Source organism: Candidatus Amarolinea aalborgensis (genome assembly GCF_900491745.1).
GTDB lineage: Bacteria > Chloroflexota > Anaerolineae > SSC4 > Amarolineaceae > Amarolinea > Amarolinea aalborgensis.
Genome location: NZ_UETR01000056.1, coordinates 1 through 18,547, shown reverse-complemented (window position 1 = coordinate 18,547; position 18,547 = coordinate 1). Strand labels below are relative to the sequence as shown.

The window sequence follows — 18,547 nt, the reverse complement described above, 5'->3', positions numbered from 1 at the left end:
GGCCGAGCGAACGGCTGGGGGCGCCGCGGCGGGCCGCACGCCGATTGCGTTGTTCGACCACATTCAGCCTGGCTGTGAGTTGAATCTGTTTCAGCCAGCCAAAGTCGGCAATCAGGACTGCACCTTCTGCCTGGACTGCGTGCACGCGTGTCCGCACGACAATGTCGGCTGGCTGCTGCGCGTGCCCACGGCGGAACTGTGGTCCGAACCGTGGCGCTCCGGGGTGGGGCGGTTCAGCCAGCGCCTGGATCTGGCCGCGCTGCTGGTGGTGCTGACTTTCGGCGGTTTCATGAACGCGTTCGGCATGGTGCGGCCGGTGTACGGGCTGATTGCCTGGCTGGCGCAGCTGCCTCTGCTGCACAATGTGACCGCTGTCCTCGTTTTGCTCTACGGAACGGGCCTGCTGCTCCTACCCGCGCTGTTGGTTTCTCTGGCCGGGATCGCCAGCCGCGCCTGGAGTCGCGACGCCGCCAGTCTGCGCACGGTCATCGCGCACTTCGCGCCGACCCTCGTGCCAACCGGATTCGGCATGTGGCTGGCGCACTACATGTTTCACTTCCTGACCGGCGGCTTGACCCTGATTCCGGCGGTGCAGAACATGCTCTGGCGTTGGGGCTGGCCTATCCTCGGGGAGCCGCTGTGGCAGTTGGGGCCGGTGGTTCCGCCCGATTTCCTCTTCCCCCTGGAAGTCGTGCTGCTCTACACCGGGTTGACCGGCTCGCTGGTCGTAGGCTTTCAGCGGGCCGCGGCGCGCCACGCCGATCGGCGGCGGGCGCTGGTCGCGTTCCTGCCCTGGGCGCTGCTCTGCCTGCTGCTCGTCGCCGCCGGCGTCTGGATTTTGGCGCAGCCGATGGAGATGCGAGGAACGCTGCGGATGGGGATGTGAGGAATGAGGAAAGTGCAGAGTGCAAAATGCAAAGTACAAAACGCTGAAGGAGAGAAACTGAATGATGAATCAAGGACGAGATGCGGAGAACCACTTTCACAGCGTTTTCGCCGAAAACACCAGACATTCAACATTCAGAATCCACGGCGTTTTCGCTGAAAACGCCAAGATTTCAGTATTGGCTCGCTGGGTGCTGATGATGGCGGCGCTGGCGCTGACGCTGGGGCTGTGGGCAGGGCCGGCGCGGGCGGAGGGGCCAGGCACGGGCGGCAGCCGCATTTTCATTTCCGATAAGGCGGTTGGCAACTACTCGCTGCTGGTGTGGGCCGGGCCGTCGCCGCCGCAGGTGGGGCGTTACACAGTCTATGTGCGCGTGAGCGACCTGGGCGGACATCAACTGCGGGACGGCCTGCAGGTGACGGTGCGCGCGACCGAAGAGGCGAACAGCGAGGTGACGGACAGCGAGGCCAATCATCAGAATGCCGGCAATTCGCTCGACTACGCCGCGCATTTTCAACTGCCGCGCAAGGGCTACTACGCGTTTGCGGTGACAGTCAAGGGCGCGGCCGGCGATGCCGAGGTCTCGTTCCGTGACCGCGTCGTCGCGACCATCAGCTTTGGCCTGATTTCGGCCATCGCCGGGCCATTCATCGTCATCATCGGCGCCATCTTCTGGTATATGTGGTCGCGGCAGAGCCAAAAGCAACCCGCGGCCGGGCCTGAATGATTGCCTGCCACGAATGTGGCAGACGGAAAGCAGATCAATTCGTCAAATTCGTGCAATTCGTGGCAAGAATTGGATGCCGGCTTGTTCGAGTGAAAGCGCAAATTGGCGGCGCGTCGCCTTTCGCAGTAGAATCTACGCAGCATCCTAGAAGGAAACGAATCGGGGCGACGTCTCATGCAGATTTCGATCCAAATTCAGGTGATACGGCAATGACCATTCTATTGGAAACCATCAAACCACCGAGCAGTGGCATCCTGGATGTCATGCTTCATGTCCAGGCCAACATCCAGGTCAGCCCATTGAGCGCCCGGCGCCTGGTCAGCGTCTATGTCGGCAACGAGATCGCTGATCTTCTGCATGGCGACATACCAGATCTGGTCATTCGTGCTGATGGCGCGTACTGGCGGGTTCCAGTCGTTCTGTCCTCGCCTACCCACGGTCGCCTCGGTGTCGTCGGTGCGCTGGACGTAAACGTGGAAACAGGCGCCCTCCAAATGAGCAACGCCGAACGCGCAGAGATCGAACGTCATGCCGAACGTCTTGCTGCCAGTACCCTCGTATAGGCTTGCCAATTCCCAGCCCCCGTGTAAAATCCCTCTATCTCGCCACCAACGCTCGCTGGCTCAACTCAATCTCCAATCTCTGATCTCTGATCTCCGATCTACCAACCCAAGGACGGCGCCCATGAAAATTCTCGAACGCAAAGTCTACCGCGGCCCCAATTACTACTCCTACAAACCGGTCATCCGCCTGACGCTGGACCTGGAAGAACTGGAAGACTACCCCAGCAGCCAATTGCCCGGCTTCAACGCCGCGCTGCTGGCCGTGATTCCCACCCTGCACGAACATGGCTGCTCCTACGGTGCGCCCGGCGGCTTCGTGCGCCGGTTGGAGGAGGGCACCTGGCTGGGCCACATTCTCGAACATGTCGCCATCGAGCTGCAATGCCTGGCCGGCACGCCGGTCTCATACGGTAAGACGCGCGGCGCCGGCGAGGTCGGCGTCTACTACGTGGTCTACTCGTTCCAGCAGGAAGAAGTGGGGCTGGAGGCCGGGCGCCTGGCCGAGCGCCTGCTGCGTAGCCTGCTGCCGGATGACCTGCCGAGCGCGCTGCCCGCGGCGGAACGCGCGGCTTTCAACTTCACCCTGGAACTGGAAGAGCTGGCGAGCCTGGCCGATCGCGTCGCGCTGGGGCCATCCACGGGCAGCCTGGTCAAGGCCGCGGAGGTGCGCGACATCCCGTGGATTCGCCTCAACGAAGGCAGCCTGATCCAGTTCGGGCATGGCAAATACCAGAAGCGCATCCAGGCCACGGTGACGAGCGAGACGCGCCACATTGCCGTGGACATTGCGCAGGACAAGGAGCTGACCGCGCGCCTGCTCGACGATGTCGGCATCCCGGTGCCGCGCCAGCGCGTCGTGCGCGAGGAAGACGCGGCGGCCGCGGCCGCGCACGACATCGGGTTCCCGGTGGTGGTCAAACCGCTGGACGCCAGCCACGGCCGCGGGGTCTCGCTCAATTTGGGGAGCGAGGCCGAGGTGCGCCTGGCCTTCCAGAAGGCGCAGGAGCATCGTAGTTATGTCATCATCGAGAAGTTCATCCCCGGCCACGACTATCGTGTGCTCGTCGTCAACGGGCAGGCGGTGGCAGTGGCCGAGCGCGTGCCCGGCCATGTGGTGGGCGATGGCGTGCACACCGTTCAGGAACTGATTGACATCGTCAACCGCGATCCGCGCCGCGGCGTGGGCCATGAGAAAGTGCTGACCCGTCTCTTGGTGGATCACCAGGCGCTGCGCTTGCTGGAGCAGGCAGGCTTGACCCTGGAAAGCGTGCTGGCGGCCGGACGCGTGCTCTACCTGCGCTCCACCGGCAACCTGAGCACCGGCGGCACCGCGATTGACCGCACCGATGACATCTGCTATGAGAACAAGGAGATCGCCATCCGCGCCGCGCAGGTGGTGGGGCTGGACGTGGCGGGCATTGACTTCATCACGCCGGACATTGCGCGTCCGATCGCCGAGGTGGGCGGCGGCATCGTCGAGGTCAACGCCGCGCCGGGCTTCCGCATGCACGTTGCGCCCAGCGAAGGCGCGCCGCGTGACGTGGCTGGGCCGGTGATGGACATGCTCTTCCCGCCTGGCGCGCCCAGCCGCATTCCCATGGCCGCCATCACGGGCACCAACGGCAAGACGACCACCTCACGCATGGTTGCGCACATCCTCAAGATGTCGGGCTACCACGTGGGCTTGACCACTACTGACGGCATCTACATTGACGGCGAGCGTTATCTGTCCGGGGACATGACCGGCCCCTGGTCGGCGCGCGTGGTGCTCAAACACCCGCTGGTGGATGCGGCCGTGCTGGAAACGGCGCGCGGCGGCATCCTGCGCGAGGGCCTGGGCTACGACAAGGTGGATGTCGGCGCAGTCCTCAACGTCGCCGGCGATCACCTGGGCCTCAAAGGCGTCGAGACGCTGGAAGATCTGGCGGCCGTCAAGGCGCTGGTGGTGGAGGTGGTCAAAGACGGTGGTTATGCCGTGCTCAACGCGGACGATCCGTTGACCGCAGCGATGGCCGCGCGCTGCGACGGGGATCCGTTCTACTTCACCTTCGATCCGCGCAACCCGGTGGTGCAGGAGCATGTGCGCAAAGGCGGCCGCGCCCTGGTTTTGGAAGATGGCCTCAACGGCAAGATGCTGACCCTCTACGAGCGTCATCAGCATATTCCTCTGCTGTGGGCGCACCTGATTCCGGCCACGCTGGAGGGGCTGGCCCGTTTCAACATCGCCAACGCGCTGGCGGCCGCGGCCATCGCGCGTGCGCTCGGCGTCAAGGTGGAGAACATTCGCCAGGGTCTGCGCACCTTCGACAGCAGTCACTTCCAGGTTCCTGGACGCCTGAATGTCTACGATCAGCATCCTTTCCGCGTGATCGTGGACTACGGCCACAACCCGCCGGCCGTACGAGCTGTGGCCGACCTGGTGCAAGCGCTGCCGCGAGAGGGGCGCGCGATCGGCGTCGTCTCCGCGCCGGGCGACCGCCGCAACCAGGACATCCAGGCCATCGGCGAAATTGCCGGTTCGACCTTCGATCTGCTCTTCTGCCGTGAGGACCACAGCCGCCGCGGGCGCGTGGCCGGCGAGGTGGCCGGCTTGCTTCACCGCGCGGCGGCCGCGGCCGGCCTGCCGGAGGCGCGCATCGCCGAGGTGTGGGACGAGACCGAGGCCATAGCCGCGGCGCTGGCGACAGCGCAGCGCGGCGATCTGCTGGTGATCTTCGCCGACGATGTGCAGGCCGCGTGGAAGCAGGTCATCTACTGGGGTCAAGGGCGTCCCGAATCGCCAGCCCCACGGGGCGCACCCACGTTTGCGCCGGAGCTATCCGCGCCCAGCGCGGCCAGCGAGACGCTCCTGGGCGAGGCGCCCGCGCCAGAGACGCGCGTGCGGTCGCTGCACGCGCCAGACAGCAGCGACCGCTTCCGCCTGCCGCCGGCCGAGCGCGGCGCGCCCATCGCGCGCGGCGATGTGCGCGGGATTGGGCATGATGACTAGCGCATAGACCGCGACGATGGTTCAGAACGACAAATGACAGTCTTGGGCATCTCTTCATTTCCGCAGCACTTGTAACGCTTTCGCTAGTTTTTGGAGTGCGGCGATGTGTCGCCGCACTCCAAAGCGCAGCACCCGTTCATCGCTGATCGGGCGGAGCGTTGACCCACGTTCATCCAGGGGAAACAGTCAGCCATCGTTTCGTCAAAAACGCGTGCATATGCTATCATAACCTCATCTTCCGATCTCCGAGAGTCGGACGCAGGCTGCACTGGGCGGCCATCACCAGCACGAGTCAACACGAAGTGAGCCAATGACCACCCAACCATCGACCGCTCAGTTATCATTGCCCGGGCCGATGGCTGCGCCCATAGAACCGGCGGCCGCGAATGGCAATCAACAAACAAACGACAAGATCAATCGCCTGGCGTCGGCCGATCGCCCATTTCATGATTGGTATCGCTTCGTGCTCTCGTTCCCGCCTCATTTGGTCCGCCACTACCTGGATGATTTTGGCGTTGGCGTCGACGACATCGTCCTCGACCCGTTCTGCGGCACAGGGACGACGGTCATCGAAGCCCGTCGTCGTCACCTGCGCGGGGTTGGCCTGGAAGCCAATCCGTTTGCGCACTTCGCCAGCAGCGTGAAGATCGACTGGGAGCTTCCGCCTGACGACCTACTGTCAGCCGCACAAGACATTGCGCACACAGCCTTAGGCATCTTGGCCGCCCAGGGCATCGAAGACAACGCTCCCTTTGCTGCGCCTCACATGGACATGCCGCTGCGACGTCTTGACCCTGAAGCGGAGAACCTTCTGCTGACCAATTCGATCAGCCCCCTTCCCTTGCACAAGACGTTGGTGCTTCTGGATTGCCTCAATCAGCACCAGCACGCGCGTTATTTCAGACACGCTTTGTTGGCGCTTGCCAGCGCCCTGGTTTTCAAGATCAGCAATCTCCATTTCGGGCCGGAAGTGGGCGTCGGAACACCGAAGAAAGACGCCCCAGTCGTAGGCGCCTGGCTGGCTGAAATCACCAACATGGCGAACGATCTGTGTACAGTCGAGGGCACATCCTATCCGCCGGCCGTCGTACATCTGGCAGACGCCCGCAACGCACAGGCGTTCCTACGCCCAGCCTCGATTGCGGCCGTCATCACCTCGCCGCCATATCCCAACGAGAAAGACTACACGCGTACAACTCGCCTGGAGTCGGTCATTCTTGGTTTTATTAAGAACAGGGCCGAACTCAGGTCATTGAAGAAAACGCTTGTGCGTTCCAATACGCGCGGCGTCTACGTGACAGACAATGATGATGCCTGGGTCGAGCAGCATCCGGAGATCGACCGCATTGCAAAGGCTATCGAAGCACGCCGCATCGAACTGGGCAAGAATTCTGGTTTTGAACGGATGTATGCAAAGGTCACGCGTCTCTATTTTGGCGGTATGGCGCGGCATTTGGCGGATCTACGGCCTGTCTTGCGTCCGGGGGCTCAGTTAGCCTACGTGGTCGGCGACCAGGCATCATACCTGCGGGTTATGATTCGCACCGGGCAGATCTTGGCGGATATTGCGCAGACCCTCGGCTACGAAGTGCAGCGGATTGATCTGTTTCGCACTCGCTTTGCCACTGCCACCAGAGAGCAGCTACGGGAAGAGGTCGTTGTACTCCGCTGGAATGGTCCACAGGAAAAGTAAACCATGACGCAATCGGCAAATCGTTACTCTCAGTTGATAGAAGCCATCTTTCTCACCCGCTACCAGGAGGGAGCGCAAGAGATCACTTTTGAACGATCCGACATCGTTATCACGGCCGAACGACTCGGAATCCAATTACCCAAGAATCTGGGCGATGTACTGTATAGCTTTCGCTATCGCAATGCGCTGCCGGAATCTATTGTCGGGAAGGCGCCGCCAGGATCTGAATGGATCATCAGACCGGCCGGGCGTGCGCGTTACACGATTGCCCTCACGACGAGCGCCGCAGTGCAGCCGTCGGCCATGCTTGTCGAAACGAAGATTCTTGACGCGACGCCCGGTGTGATCGCCCGCTATGCACTGAATGACGAGCAGTCGCTGCTGGCGCGCCTGCGCTACAACCGCTTGATCGATATCTTTACCGGACTTACCTGCTATTCGTTGCAGAATCATCTACGGACTACCGTAAGGGGACTTGGACAGGTTGAGACAGACGAGATCTACATCGGCATCGATAAGCGCGGCGTCCATTATGCCTTGCCGGTGCAGGCCAAAGGTGAAAGAGACAAAATCGGCGTCGTCCAAATCGAGCAGGACATGGCCGTGTGTGAAATCAAATTTCCTGGGCTGATCTGCAGACCGATCGCAACCCAATTCATGGACGCCAACTTGATTGCGTTGTTTGAGCTTGAGAGAACTGAGGCGGGAATCGGGGTCTCGGCCGAAAAACACTATCGCTTGGTTGACTCGCACGATTTGACATTGACCGAGTTGCAGGCCTATCAACGACGTTCTTCGTAAAGCTGAACCGTATAGCCGACTTTCTGACATTCGTCATATTGCCAATTGATCAAATGACGCTATAATGCCCGCATCTTGCTAACGATTCGCAAAAAGCCCCGCATGATCTGTAGAATCAAGTTAATCCCTATCATCAGTTTGGAGGTCCGAAACGATGAAGTTTATTGATCTCTCGATTCCCCTCGGCGTAGGCACGCCGGCATGGCCGACCTACGAGCCGCTGCAAATCAAGTATTTCAAGCGCCTGGCGCCCAACGGCGCCAACGGCCAGGTCATTACGCACTCCAATCACCTCGGTACGCACCTCGATGGCGAAATTCACTTCTACACCCCCGGCAAGGACATCGCCAGCCTCTCCCTTGATTTCTTGACCGGCCCCGCGGCCATCGTTGATCTGTCGGATGCCTGCGGCGACTATGACATCTATACCTCCGAGATGGTCGAGGCGCGCGTCGATGTGCACGAGGGCGACATCCTGATCATCCACACCGGCTACCACCGCTATGGCTGGGACCAGCCGCGCGCGGACGAGATCCGCTACATGGTCAAACACCCCGGCCCCGACCGTGAGTTCGCCGAGTGGTGCAAGGCCAAGAAGCTGAAATGGCTGGCCGTGGACTGCGGCAGCGCAGATCATCCCATGAACACGATCATCCGCCAGTGGATGCCGCGCCAGGCCGCCGAGGCCGAGGCGCATTTCCAGGCCAAGTACGGCCAGCGCCTGGCCGAAGTCTTTACCGACGATAAGTACCAGTTGATGCACATCGAGATGTTCCCCTTTGGCATCATCCATGCCGAGTGCCTGGGCGGCGACATTGACCTGCTGCTCAATCAGCGCGTCGAGGTGGGCTGCTTCCCCTGGCGCTTCGTGGACGGCGAGTCGTGCATCGCACGCATCGTGGCCTACGTGGACGATGACCGCTATGCGGCGCTGATGGCTAAGAAGGCGACGATGGCGCTGACCAAACACGGCGACTGCCTCTGTATGCAGCCGCAGCGCTGAGATGCGGTGGCCCTGGCTGTGTCCAATTCCCCTGAGGAGGTAGGACGTGAAGGCATTTACCGCGGCCTGCGCACAGTTTGCGGTTGTTCCCAACGAGCCGGCCGCCAATGTCGCCACCTGTGTGCAGTGGATCACACGCGCCGCGCATGAAAACGGCGCGCAGCTCATCGTCCTGCCAGAAACCATCACCACCGGCTTCACCCCCGGCATGAGCGCAGAGGCGCTGTGGGACATGGTGGACGCGCTGCCTGGCCGCTGGAGCGAGCCAATCCAGCAAGCTGCCCGCGACTTGTCGGTGCATGTGGTGTTTCCTACGTATGAGCGCGGCCCCACGCGCGGCGTGGTCTACAATGCGGCGGCGCTGATTGGGCCTGGCGGAGACCTTCTCGGCGTCTATCGCAAGACCCATCTCTTCCCCACCGAACGCCGCCGCGGCGGCGGCTGGAGCACGCCGGGCAGCCAACCTTGCGTGGTCAGCACCGAGCTGGCGCGCATCGGCCTGACCATCTGCTATGATGGCGATTTTCCCGAGCTCTACCGCGCGGAAGCCGTGCAGGGCGCCGAAGTGATCGTGCGTCCGAGCGCGCTCCTGCGTTCGTTCGAGATTTGGGACATGACCAACCGCGCGCGTGCGTACGACAATCATGTGTACATCATCGCCTGCAATGCCATTGGCCCGGACGCCGGCAATTTCTTCTACTTCGGTCATTCCATGATTGTGGACCCCATTGCCCACAAGCTGGCGCAGGCCCGTGGCACCGAAGAGATCATCGCCGCCGCGCTCGACCCCGACCCCATCAAGCGCATCACCTACGGCGCCAACTCCCCGATGATTTTCGATCACCTGGAAGATCGCAACCTGGAGGCGTATGCCGATGTGCTCAAGCCGGCGCGCAGCGCGTTTGAACCGGCGCGGCGCGTGAAGAATGAGCGGCCGGGAGAGTGAAGGTCGGAGATGGAGATTGGAGATCGGTGATCGGAGATTGCTGATTATAGGCTGAAGGAGGTTGACTGCATCAAGACGGCCCGACGGTGGGAATGGCACATCCCGCGTGAATGACATCATTGGAGCGCGTTTGATCAGGGAGGATACATACTCGTATGGCAGCATCATCTGAGAAGCCAGTCATTGGCTATTTGCCGCAGGATACGCCCCCTATTGGCGCCATGCTATCGCTTGGTTTTCAGCAGGTACTGACGATGTTCCCGGCCACCGTCCTCGTCGCTGTGCTGACCAAGTTCGATGTCGGCGTTACCCTGTTCGCCAGCGGCCTGGGAACGATCATCGCCCTGCTCGTCTCAGGACGCCGCATCCCGCTCTATTACGGTTCCAGCTTCAGCTATATCGCTGTCATTATCACGGTGATGTCCAGATTTGCGGGCGATTGTTTCAAGGACCCCAATACGGTCTACTGTCCAGAAGGCGTGCGCATCGCCCAGGTTGGCATCCTCGGTACCGCCATTTTCGAGATTCTCGTGGGCCTGCTCATCCAACGCATCGGCAAAGAGCGCCTCGATCGCGTCTTGCCGCCCATCGTCACCGGCAGCATCGCCATCACGATCGGCATTGCGCTGGCTGGCGCAGCGTTGAACATGGCGGCCGCCAACTGGGCCATCGCGTTCGTCACCCTGCTCTTGACCATCATCTTCTCGGTTTACCTGCAGGGCCGCGGGCTGCTCGGCATGCTGCCCATCATGCTCGGCGCGGCCGCGGGCTATGTGATTTCGCTCATCTTCGGCCTGGTTGATTTCACCCGCGTTTCCCAGGCATTGTGGGTACAGGTTCCGCATTTCACCTTCCCGGCCTTTGGCGACGCACGCGCCTACGGCTATGTCCTCAGTGTGGCTCTCATTGCCATTGCGACCATCCCAGAGTCCACTGCGCACCTCTACCAGATGAGTCTTTACATTGATGAGCTGGCGGCAGAGCTGAAGCGCAAACCGTTGGAGATCAAGCGCCTGATCGGCCTCAACCTGGTGGCAGATGGCTCTGACGACATCATCGTCGGTCTTCTGGGCGGCGCCGCCGGCACCAACTACGGCGAAAACAACAGCCTGATGGCCATCACGCGCAACTACTCCGTGCCGGTGTTGATGGCGGCTGGCGTCATCGCCATGGCCATGGGCTTCATCGGCAAACTGGCGGCCCTGGTTAACACCATCCCGCTGGCCGTCACAGGCGGCCTGGCCATCTACCTGTTTGGCGTCATCGGCAAGCAAGGCGTAGCGTTGATCCAATCCGAGAAGGTCAATCTGTTCGATCCAGGCCAGCTCGCCATCGGCGCTTCAATCCTGGTGCTGGGCATCGGCGGCAACCTGAGTCTCAAAGATGGTCTGTTCCCCTTCCCGATTCCGCTGCTGTTCCCTGACGGCATTCCGGCCATCGTGTTCGCGGCCATCGTCGGCATTCTGATCAACCTGATGTTCCAGATTTTCCCGCCGTCCAAATTTGGCGCGGCCGTTCGTGAGAATCCCGCGGACAAATAGAGGCCAAGTCATAAGGGCAAAGGCGCCGGGACGCATGTTCATGCCCTGACCACACACCGCGTTCTGGCGCCTTTGCATTGTCCCCTAAAAGGGGTGCGCGTGTAGCCCCGCGGGGCGTGGTGCGCGGCCGGGCGCCACACCCACCATCCGTCACAAATGAGGTGACATCAACATGGAACCATTCGAGTACGTCAAACCCGCGTCCCCGGCGGAGGCCAGCGCCATCCTGGCGGCCGAGGGCAGCGCCGCCCGCATCTTGCAGGGCGGCACGGATCTCATCATCCGCATGCGCGGCGATTTTGTTCACCCCAAGATCGTGGTGGACCTGAAAGGCCTGCCCGGGATACGGGAGGTGGCATACAACCCCGCTAATGGCCTGACCCTCGGCGCGGCCGTGACCATGAACGAGGTTGCGGCCCATCCCTTGATTCATGCTCACTATCTGATGCTGGCCGAAGCGTGCGAAACGATCGGCTCGTATCAGTTGCGCAACCGCGCCACCATCGGCGGCAACGTGTGTAACGCCAGTCCGGCGGGAGACAGCATCCCCGCGCTGCTCTGTTACGACGCCACCGCCGTGATCTACAACCCGGCTGGCGAGCGTCGTCTGCCGCTCATGAATTTCTTCAAAGGCCCGGGCAAAACCGATCTGCAGCCGGGTGAATTCCTGCTGGCGCTGACGCTGCCCGAGCCGCACGAGGCCGCGGTTGGCGTTTATAACAAGCTCGGCCGCACGCGAGTAGGGGACATCGCGCTTCTCGGCGTAGGCGTCTTGGGCTGGCCCCAACCCGCTAACCCATCTGGCAGCGGCTGGCGCATCGCCCTGGCCTCTGTTGGCCCAACGCCGCTGATGGCGCCGGAGGCTGCGGCCTTGCTGGCGGAAAACACCGACGACGAGGCCGTGGAAGCGGCCGCCGCCGCGGTCATGAACGCCAGTCGTCCGATTGATGATGTACGCGCCAGCGGCGCCTATCGCCAGGCCATGGTGCGCGTTCTGGCGCGCCGCGCCATCGAGGACGTACTGGCGCGCCTTCCCATGTAGAGCCGCCAAACGAGGTACTAATGACACATTTTGTAAACTTCACAGTCAACGGCGAACACTATGCGCTGGATGTTCCGCCCTACTACACATTGCTGCGCCTCTTGCGCGATCGCCTGGTGCTGACAGGGACCAAGAACGGCTGCTCGGCCGGGGAATGCGGCGCGTGCACCGTGCTCCTGGACGGTGCGCCGGTCAACTCCTGCCTGGTGCTGGCGCCCGAAATTGACGGCCACGACATCGTGACCGTGGAAGGCCTGGCGCACGATTCGCAGCTCGATCCGCTGCAAGAGACGATGATCGAACTGGGCGGCACGCAGTGTGGGTTTTGCACGCCAGGCATTCTGATCGCGGCGCGTGCGCTGCTCGATCGCAGCCCAAACCCATCGGAGGATGACATTCGGCTGTCGCTGGTGGGCAATCTGTGCCGCTGTACGGGCTACACGCGCATCGTGGCCGCCGTACAAGAGGCGGCGCACCGCGGCCGCGCAGCGTAGAAGGTGGAAAAAGCGAGGCTTCTGGCATGAGCATAAAGAAAACGACAATTGTCGGCTCCAGTTTTCCGCGCGTCGAAAGCCGCTCCAAAGTGACTGGCGCGGCGCAGTATGTGGATGATATGCAGTTCGGGCCAAACCTGCTCTACGGCATGCTGAAGCGCAGCGAACGCCCGCATGCGTTGATCACGCGGCTGGATGTCAGCAAGGCGATGGCGCTGCCCGGCGTGCGTGTGGTCGTGACCGGCAAGGACTTTCCCGGTTTGACCGGCCTTTACCTTTCCGACCGGCCAATGTTCGCGGTGGACCGCGTCCGCTTCGTGGGCGAGCCGATCGCCGGTGTGGCGGCGGAATCGCAGGAGATTGCTGAGCAGGCGATCAAGCTGATCGCCGTGGAGTACGCCGATCTGCCCGGGGTCTTCGATCCTGAGTTTGGCGCCAGCCCCGACGCCGCGCTGCTCCATCCTGACTTGATCACCTACAAGTACGCGCCTTTCATCTTTCCCCAGAAGGGCACCAACGTCTCCAACTGGTTCAAGGTGCGCAAAGGCAACGTAGAGGAAGCGTTTGCCGAGGTCGAAGCCGCGGGCGGCATCGTTTTTGAGCACAAATACCGTGTGCCGCACGTGCAGCATGTGCCCCTGGAAACGCATGCCACCGTGGCGCAGATGGACGGCAACGGTAAGATCACCCTGTGGGCCTCCAGTCAATCGCCCTTTGCGCAGCGCAACTTGATCGCCAAAGCCCTGGGCATTGGCCATTCGCGTCTGCGGGTCATCACACCCTATGTGGGCGGCGGCTTTGGGGCCAAGGCCGGCGTTTCTATGGAAGGCGCCTGCGTCGGCATGGCGATGCGCGCCAAAGGTCGTCCCGTGAAGCTGGTCATGACGCGTGAGGAAGAGTTCTACACCACCTTTGTGCGCCAGGGCCTGGTAGCCATCATCAAGCTCGGCATGCTGCCGGATGGCCGCATCCTGGCGATGAAGAACACCTATTATTGGGATGGCGGCGCGTACACCGAGTATGGCGTCAACATCACGCGCGCAGCCGGCTATAGCTCAACCGGCCCGTACTATGTGCCGAACGTGTGGGCCGATTCCAAGTGCGTCTACACAAACCACCCGATCGGCGGAGCGATGCGCGGCTTTGGCATGCCCGAAATCCACTGGGCGATTGAACAGCATATTGATCGCGCCGCGCGCCAATTGGGGCTTGACCCGGTGCAGGTGCGCTTGCTGAATTGCATCAAAGAGGGGCAGGAAACGGTGACAGGGATGATCATGCACCCCACCGGCTTGAGCCAGTGCATCCAAAAAGCGGCCGACGCGATCGGCTGGGGCAAGCCGCGGCCGGCCAGTGGGCCGCACAAGGTGCGCGGATTGGGCTTTGGCTGCATGTGGAAAGCGCCGGCCATGCCGCCCAACCCCGGCTCGGCTGCCACCATTCGCTTCAATGAGGATGGCACCGCGCTGGTCAACGTAGGCGGCGTAGACATGGGACAAGGCACCTTGACCATCGCCGCGCAACTGGCCGCCGAAGGCCTGGGCGTACCAATCACCGATGTGCGCGTCAACACCGTGGACACCGACTACAGCCCTTACGAGTGGCAGACCGTGGCCAGCCGTCTGACCTGGAGCATGGGCAACGCCATTCTGAGCGCCGCGCAGGAAGCGAAGGTGCAGATCCTGGAGATGGTGGCCGAGGCATGGAAGGAAAATCCACAGGACCTCGATATCATTGACGGCCACGTGATCAGCTATGCCACCGAAGAATCGGTTCCCCTCAAGGATATTGTGATCTACGGCATGCAGCGGCCGGATGGCACCTGGATTGGCGGCCCGGTCGTGGGCAAGGGGCGCTTCATGCCCCAGTACGTGACGCCGCTCAGCGCTGAGACTGGGCAAGGGCCGCGTGCCGTGGTACACTTTACCACGGGCGCCCAGGCGGTTGAGGTGGAAGTGGACACCGAAACGGGCCAGGTGGAGGTGCTGCGCATGGTCGCGGCGTTTGACGTGGGCAAGGCGATCAACCCGGACATGGTCAGAACGCAGATGGAAGGCGGCGCGGTGCAGGGTCTCAGCACCGCCTTGCTCGAAGAGATCAAGCTGGTCAACGGCAAGCCGCTGAATCCAAACTTCACCGACTACCGCATTGCGACCAGCATTGATGCGCCGCGGGTGATCGAGTCCATCATCGTGGAAGTGCCACAGGACGATGGGCCGTATGGCGCGCGTGGCATTGGCGAACATGCCATGGTGCCGACCGCGCCCGCCATTGCCAACGCAGTGACCGACGCCGTCGGTGTGTGGATTGACCAGATGCCGATCACGGCGCAGCGGGTGTGGGAAGCGATGCAGAAGTAGACCCCATGGCTCACAAAACGCTGTTCGTCCAAGTAGGAAATCATGCCGCTTGACCTGGAAAGCCTGAGCGCACAAATCGAGGAAATGACGCAGGGCCTGAGCCTGGATGCGTCGAGCGATCGTCTCCAGGCGGCGCGTGCGCAGTTTGTGCGCCAGGATGCAGCCAATGTGCGGGCGCGCCTGGATGATCCCAAAGCGCGCCCCGCCTGGTTAGTCGGCTATCCCGTAGAGCCCCTGACCAACCGCTATCCACTGCCACCCCACGGCGATAGCTTCTGCGTCGTGGCCTCGGACGGCTCAGCCATCAACCCTGATCGGCACAGCCCGGTGCGCTACTACGTCATAAACTCTGGCTACGCCATTCTGAGCTACGGCGCGCATCCAGACGCTGAGTTGGGCAGCCAGTGCAAGCTGTTCTACGCGGACGAGGATGTCTACGTTTCGCCGAAATACCAGACCCTGCCCATTGACGGCGCGTTGGTCGCCGTCAAGATGGCGGTGTCGGAAATGGAAATCCTGGTGCTGGCGGTGGAAGCGGCGACAGAACCAGAGGTGATTGCGCTGCGCGATGGCACACTGATCTTGTGGGGACTAGACAGTCCCGGCCTGAGCGAGGACGTGCGCAATCGCTTTCTGGGGCCTTATCTGGATGCGATGGAGGCGTTGCGCGAACGACGGGCGCCGGTCGCCAGCTACATCAGTTTTCCGGGCAGCGATGAAGTGGTCAACGCCCTACGCGTCGGCATGTGTCCCGATGACCCGGTTGTCTGCGCGCGCTGCACCACGCTGCATGACATGGGCGTCGCTGCCTGCGCACCGATTGTACCCCTGGAAGACCGGCGCTTGTTCACAACCTGGCTTGAGGACGGCGAGCGCACAGGCCTGTGGATGAGCCGCCAACCCGTGGTGCGTAAGTTCTACCCGCACCCCGCGCAGCAGATTCTGTTCTTCTACGTGAACGTGGGGGGCGAAATCGGGCGCGTCGAGGTGCCGCAGTGGGTCGCAGACGATGCTGCGCTGCTGAATCGGGTGCATGCGCTGGTGGTGGATCAGTGCCGCCGCGGCCGCGGCTTCCCCCCCGCGCTCGTCGAAGCCCACGAGCAGGCCGTCATCAACACCGGCGACCGCCAGTTGGTTGAACGTTTGTTGGAAGAGGCATTGGCGCAGCAGCAGATTGTATTGACGCGCTCGCTGAAAGATCGCAGCAAACGCGAGCGCAGCATCTGAAAACGCAGGGCCTCTGGTTGGCCTGACCGGTTGCGAACCAGCAACAAGAAAGAGATTTTCGATGGATCGTTGTGGCGAGATTATCGCAACTAATACCAGCAGCTTCGTGGCGGAAAGCTTCACGCTGCATCAGCCTCCGCCGCTGGGCAGCCTGGTGGAGGTGCAGCCGACCGCTGGACAGGCAACCTACGCGGTCGTCAGTTTCGGCAACACGGGCGGCCTCGACCCTGGGCGCCGGGTGGTGCGCCGCAGCACCGACGACGCCTACGACGGCGCCATTTATCAGCATCATCCGCAGTTGGCAAAGACGCTGCGCACCGAGTTCACCGCGCTGTTGGTAGGGTATCGCGATCCGCTTGGTCGTCTGCGCCAGCACTTGCCCGCACAGCCGCCGCCGCTGCACTTTTCCGTCCTTCCCTGTGAGCTGCAAACCGTGATCGCGTTTAGCGATCAGTTGACCTATTTTCGCCTGCTGCTGGCCGCGGAAAGCGAGCTGCCTGCGGAACAACTGCTGGCGGCCCACATTCGCCAGGTTTACAGTGCACGCGGAAACGACCTGTCGTGGTTGACGCGCGCCGCCCGTGAAGTCTCCACGCTCTTGAAAACCGAGTACGATCGGCTGCTGACCGTGTTGTATGATATTGAACCATAGAGGCGCCGCATGTTGACAGCCGAGCGCCTCATGGCGCTGCTCAACCTGGAACCGCTGGCGGGCGAAGGCGGCTTCTTTCGACGCACATACACTGGGCCGGAAATGCCGGGAACGACGGCCGCAGGCCTACCCGGCGGCCGTGCGATCTCCGGCGCGATCTACTACCTGCTCTTCGATGAGCATTTCTCTGCCATGCACCGCCTGCGCACCGATGAGGTTTATCACTTCTATCTTGGCGACCCGGTGGAACTGCTCCTCCTCCACCCTGACGGCGTCAGTCAGGTGATCAACCTCGGATCAGACCTGGAGGCAGGGCAACAGGTGCAATTCGTCGTGCCGGCTGGGACATGGCAAGGCTCACGCGTGCGCCCCGGTGGACGCCTGGCGCTCATGGGCACCACGATGGCGCCAGCCTTCACGCCGGAAGATTTCGAGCTGGGCGAGCAGGCGCAGCTCTTGTCCGATTATCCTGAGCAGGCGGAATTCATCCTGGCGCTTACGCGCGCTTGAATGCCTGGCAGGTGGTCAACCCGGACAAGCGGGAAGTAGATGACTCACACAGTGATACAAAGACACTGAGGCGCGAACCAATGACTTGGCGGCTTAGTGGCTTCGTGTGAGCAATCCTGGCTCGCTCTGCCAGAATCGCACAAGTCAATAACAGAGACAGCCCATGCACATACCTGACCTCAATTCCTTGCTGGACTTTCACGGCCGCGTCGTCATCGTCACCGGGGCCAGCGGTGGCCTGGGGCAAGGCATCGCACAGCGTTTTGCGCAAGCCGGCGCGCAGGTTGTCGTCCATTACCATGCCAACCGAGACGACGCCCAGGCTGTGGTGCGGCGCATCGAGGACGCGGGCGGGCAAGCGGTGGCTGTGCTGGCCGATTTAACCCAGCAAGAGCAAACAAATAGCCTGGTGGAGCGGGCCGTGGCGTGTTATAATCGGGTAGATGTGCTCATCAACAACGCGGGCATCTATCCCCAAGCCAGCCTGTTGGACATGTCTCTGGCGCAGTGGGAGGCCGTCATCAACGCCAACCTGCGCAGCACGTTCTTGTGCACGCAGGCCGTGGCCAGGCAGATGATTCGACAGGGTGACGGGGGCGCCATCGTTATCATCACCTCGATCGAAGCGGAAAACCCAGCGCCCCAACATAGTCACTACAGCGCGTCCAAGGCCGGAGTGTTGATGATGACGCGATCTGCGGCCGCCGAATTGGGCCGATTCAACATTCGGGTCAATGCGGTGGCGCCAGGGCTGATCTGGCGCGAGGGATTGGAGCAGAGCTGGGCCGATGGCGTCGCACGCTATCTGGCGGCCGCGCCCCTGGGGCGACTGGGGCGGCCAGAAGATGTCGCCGATGCCTGTCTGTTCCTGGCATCGGCCGGCGCACGCTGGATCACCGGCGCCAGCCTGACGGTGGACGGCGGTGTCATGACGAACCAGGTCTACTAGCGATTGGTCATCATGCAGCGTATTGTGGTTGTTGGCACGAGCGGCTCAGGCAAAACAACCCTTGCTCGACGCCTGGCATTAGCCCTGGGGATACCGCACATCGAATTGGACGCCTTGCACTGGGAAGCAAACTGGCAAGAGGCGCCTGTGGAAGTCTTCCGGGC

At 62.1% G+C, this 18,547-nt stretch carries 16 protein-coding genes and 1 pseudogene; all 17 read left to right on the top strand.

Going from position 1 to position 18,547, the window contains the following annotated elements:
• Nucleotides 1–886 (top strand): annotated as a pseudogene (locus ACPQ6D_RS22865) (FesM); the annotation flags it as partial.
• 61 nt (nt 887–947) lie between these two features.
• A complete protein-coding gene (locus ACPQ6D_RS22860; RefSeq protein ID WP_423226669.1) occupies nt 948–1,613 on the top strand; it encodes a hypothetical protein in 666 nt (221 codons plus the stop codon).
• Between the two features lie 209 nt (nt 1,614–1,822).
• Complete coding sequence (locus ACPQ6D_RS22855; RefSeq protein WP_423226668.1) at nt 1,823–2,176, top strand: hypothetical protein; 354 nt, start codon at nt 1,823–1,825, stop codon at nt 2,174–2,176.
• 121 nt (nt 2,177–2,297) lie between these two features.
• Nucleotides 2,298–5,165: a cyanophycin synthetase gene (cphA, locus tag ACPQ6D_RS22850; RefSeq protein WP_423226667.1), complete on the top strand. Its 2,868-nt coding sequence runs from the start codon at nt 2,298–2,300 to the stop codon at nt 5,163–5,165.
• 310 nt (nt 5,166–5,475) lie between these two features.
• Nucleotides 5,476–6,858, top strand: coding sequence for a DNA methyltransferase (locus tag ACPQ6D_RS22845; protein ID WP_423226666.1), 1,383 nt, complete (start codon nt 5,476–5,478; stop codon nt 6,856–6,858).
• 3 nt (nt 6,859–6,861) lie between these two features.
• Nucleotides 6,862–7,659, top strand: a complete 798-nt coding sequence (locus ACPQ6D_RS22840; RefSeq protein ID WP_423226665.1) for an endonuclease — start codon at nt 6,862–6,864, stop codon at nt 7,657–7,659.
• A gap of 154 nt (nt 7,660–7,813) precedes the next feature.
• Nucleotides 7,814–8,662 (top strand): cyclase family protein, encoded by an 849-nt coding sequence (locus tag ACPQ6D_RS22835; RefSeq protein ID WP_423226664.1) that lies wholly within the window; start codon nt 7,814–7,816, stop codon nt 8,660–8,662.
• A 46-nt stretch (nt 8,663–8,708) separates the two neighbouring features.
• Nucleotides 8,709–9,608 (top strand): carbon-nitrogen hydrolase family protein, encoded by a 900-nt coding sequence (locus ACPQ6D_RS22830; RefSeq protein ID WP_423226663.1) that lies wholly within the window; start codon nt 8,709–8,711, stop codon nt 9,606–9,608.
• A 155-nt stretch (nt 9,609–9,763) separates the two neighbouring features.
• Nucleotides 9,764–11,149, top strand: coding sequence for a uracil-xanthine permease family protein (locus tag ACPQ6D_RS22825; RefSeq protein WP_423226662.1), 1,386 nt, complete (start codon nt 9,764–9,766; stop codon nt 11,147–11,149).
• 172 nt (nt 11,150–11,321) lie between these two features.
• Complete coding sequence (locus ACPQ6D_RS22820; RefSeq protein ID WP_423226661.1) at nt 11,322–12,191, top strand: FAD binding domain-containing protein; 870 nt, start codon at nt 11,322–11,324, stop codon at nt 12,189–12,191.
• A 20-nt stretch (nt 12,192–12,211) separates the two neighbouring features.
• The gene (locus tag ACPQ6D_RS22815; protein WP_423226660.1) at nt 12,212–12,685 is read left to right on the top strand and encodes a (2Fe-2S)-binding protein; all 474 of its coding nucleotides are present in this window, start codon (nt 12,212–12,214) and stop codon (nt 12,683–12,685) included.
• Between the two features lie 26 nt (nt 12,686–12,711).
• The gene (locus ACPQ6D_RS22810) at nt 12,712–15,045 is read left to right on the top strand and encodes a xanthine dehydrogenase family protein molybdopterin-binding subunit (RefSeq protein ID WP_423226659.1); all 2,334 of its coding nucleotides are present in this window, start codon (nt 12,712–12,714) and stop codon (nt 15,043–15,045) included.
• A gap of 42 nt (nt 15,046–15,087) precedes the next feature.
• Nucleotides 15,088–16,272: a DNA double-strand break repair nuclease NurA gene (locus tag ACPQ6D_RS22805; protein WP_423226658.1), complete on the top strand. Its 1,185-nt coding sequence runs from the start codon at nt 15,088–15,090 to the stop codon at nt 16,270–16,272.
• Between the two features lie 61 nt (nt 16,273–16,333).
• Complete coding sequence (locus ACPQ6D_RS22800; protein WP_423226657.1) at nt 16,334–16,924, top strand: hypothetical protein; 591 nt, start codon at nt 16,334–16,336, stop codon at nt 16,922–16,924.
• A 9-nt stretch (nt 16,925–16,933) separates the two neighbouring features.
• On the top strand, nt 16,934–17,434 hold the full coding sequence (locus tag ACPQ6D_RS22795; RefSeq protein WP_423226656.1) for a cupin domain-containing protein: 501 nt from the start codon (nt 16,934–16,936) through the stop codon (nt 17,432–17,434).
• Between the two features lie 163 nt (nt 17,435–17,597).
• Nucleotides 17,598–18,383 (top strand): SDR family NAD(P)-dependent oxidoreductase, encoded by a 786-nt coding sequence (locus tag ACPQ6D_RS22790; RefSeq protein ID WP_423226655.1) that lies wholly within the window; start codon nt 17,598–17,600, stop codon nt 18,381–18,383.
• A 12-nt stretch (nt 18,384–18,395) separates the two neighbouring features.
• Nucleotides 18,396–18,547 (top strand): AAA family ATPase (locus tag ACPQ6D_RS22785; protein ID WP_423226670.1); only part of this gene is annotated, 152 nt, incomplete at its 3' end.

What these genes read in the sequence shown, in the direction of transcription:
- ACPQ6D_RS22845 (WP_423226666.1), top strand. Translation starts at nt 5,476, where the DNA reads ATGACCACCCAACCATCGACCGCTCAGTTATCATTGCCCGGGCCGATG.
- ACPQ6D_RS22790 (WP_423226655.1), top strand. Translation starts at nt 17,598, where the DNA reads ATGCACATACCTGACCTCAATTCCTTGCTGGACTTTCACGGCCGCGTC.
- ACPQ6D_RS22815 (WP_423226660.1), top strand. Translation starts at nt 12,212, where the DNA reads ATGACACATTTTGTAAACTTCACAGTCAACGGCGAACACTATGCGCTG.
- ACPQ6D_RS22810 (WP_423226659.1), top strand. Translation starts at nt 12,712, where the DNA reads ATGAGCATAAAGAAAACGACAATTGTCGGCTCCAGTTTTCCGCGCGTC.
- ACPQ6D_RS22795 (WP_423226656.1), top strand. Translation starts at nt 16,934, where the DNA reads ATGTTGACAGCCGAGCGCCTCATGGCGCTGCTCAACCTGGAACCGCTG.
- ACPQ6D_RS22860 (WP_423226669.1), top strand. Translation starts at nt 948, where the DNA reads ATGATGAATCAAGGACGAGATGCGGAGAACCACTTTCACAGCGTTTTC.
- ACPQ6D_RS22835 (WP_423226664.1), top strand. Translation starts at nt 7,814, where the DNA reads ATGAAGTTTATTGATCTCTCGATTCCCCTCGGCGTAGGCACGCCGGCA.
- ACPQ6D_RS22800 (WP_423226657.1), top strand. Translation starts at nt 16,334, where the DNA reads ATGGATCGTTGTGGCGAGATTATCGCAACTAATACCAGCAGCTTCGTG.
- ACPQ6D_RS22805 (WP_423226658.1), top strand. Translation starts at nt 15,088, where the DNA reads ATGCCGCTTGACCTGGAAAGCCTGAGCGCACAAATCGAGGAAATGACG.
- ACPQ6D_RS22825 (WP_423226662.1), top strand. Translation starts at nt 9,764, where the DNA reads ATGGCAGCATCATCTGAGAAGCCAGTCATTGGCTATTTGCCGCAGGAT.
- ACPQ6D_RS22855 (WP_423226668.1), top strand. Translation starts at nt 1,823, where the DNA reads ATGACCATTCTATTGGAAACCATCAAACCACCGAGCAGTGGCATCCTG.
- ACPQ6D_RS22820 (WP_423226661.1), top strand. Translation starts at nt 11,322, where the DNA reads ATGGAACCATTCGAGTACGTCAAACCCGCGTCCCCGGCGGAGGCCAGC.
- ACPQ6D_RS22840 (WP_423226665.1), top strand. Translation starts at nt 6,862, where the DNA reads ATGACGCAATCGGCAAATCGTTACTCTCAGTTGATAGAAGCCATCTTT.
- cphA (WP_423226667.1), top strand. Translation starts at nt 2,298, where the DNA reads ATGAAAATTCTCGAACGCAAAGTCTACCGCGGCCCCAATTACTACTCC.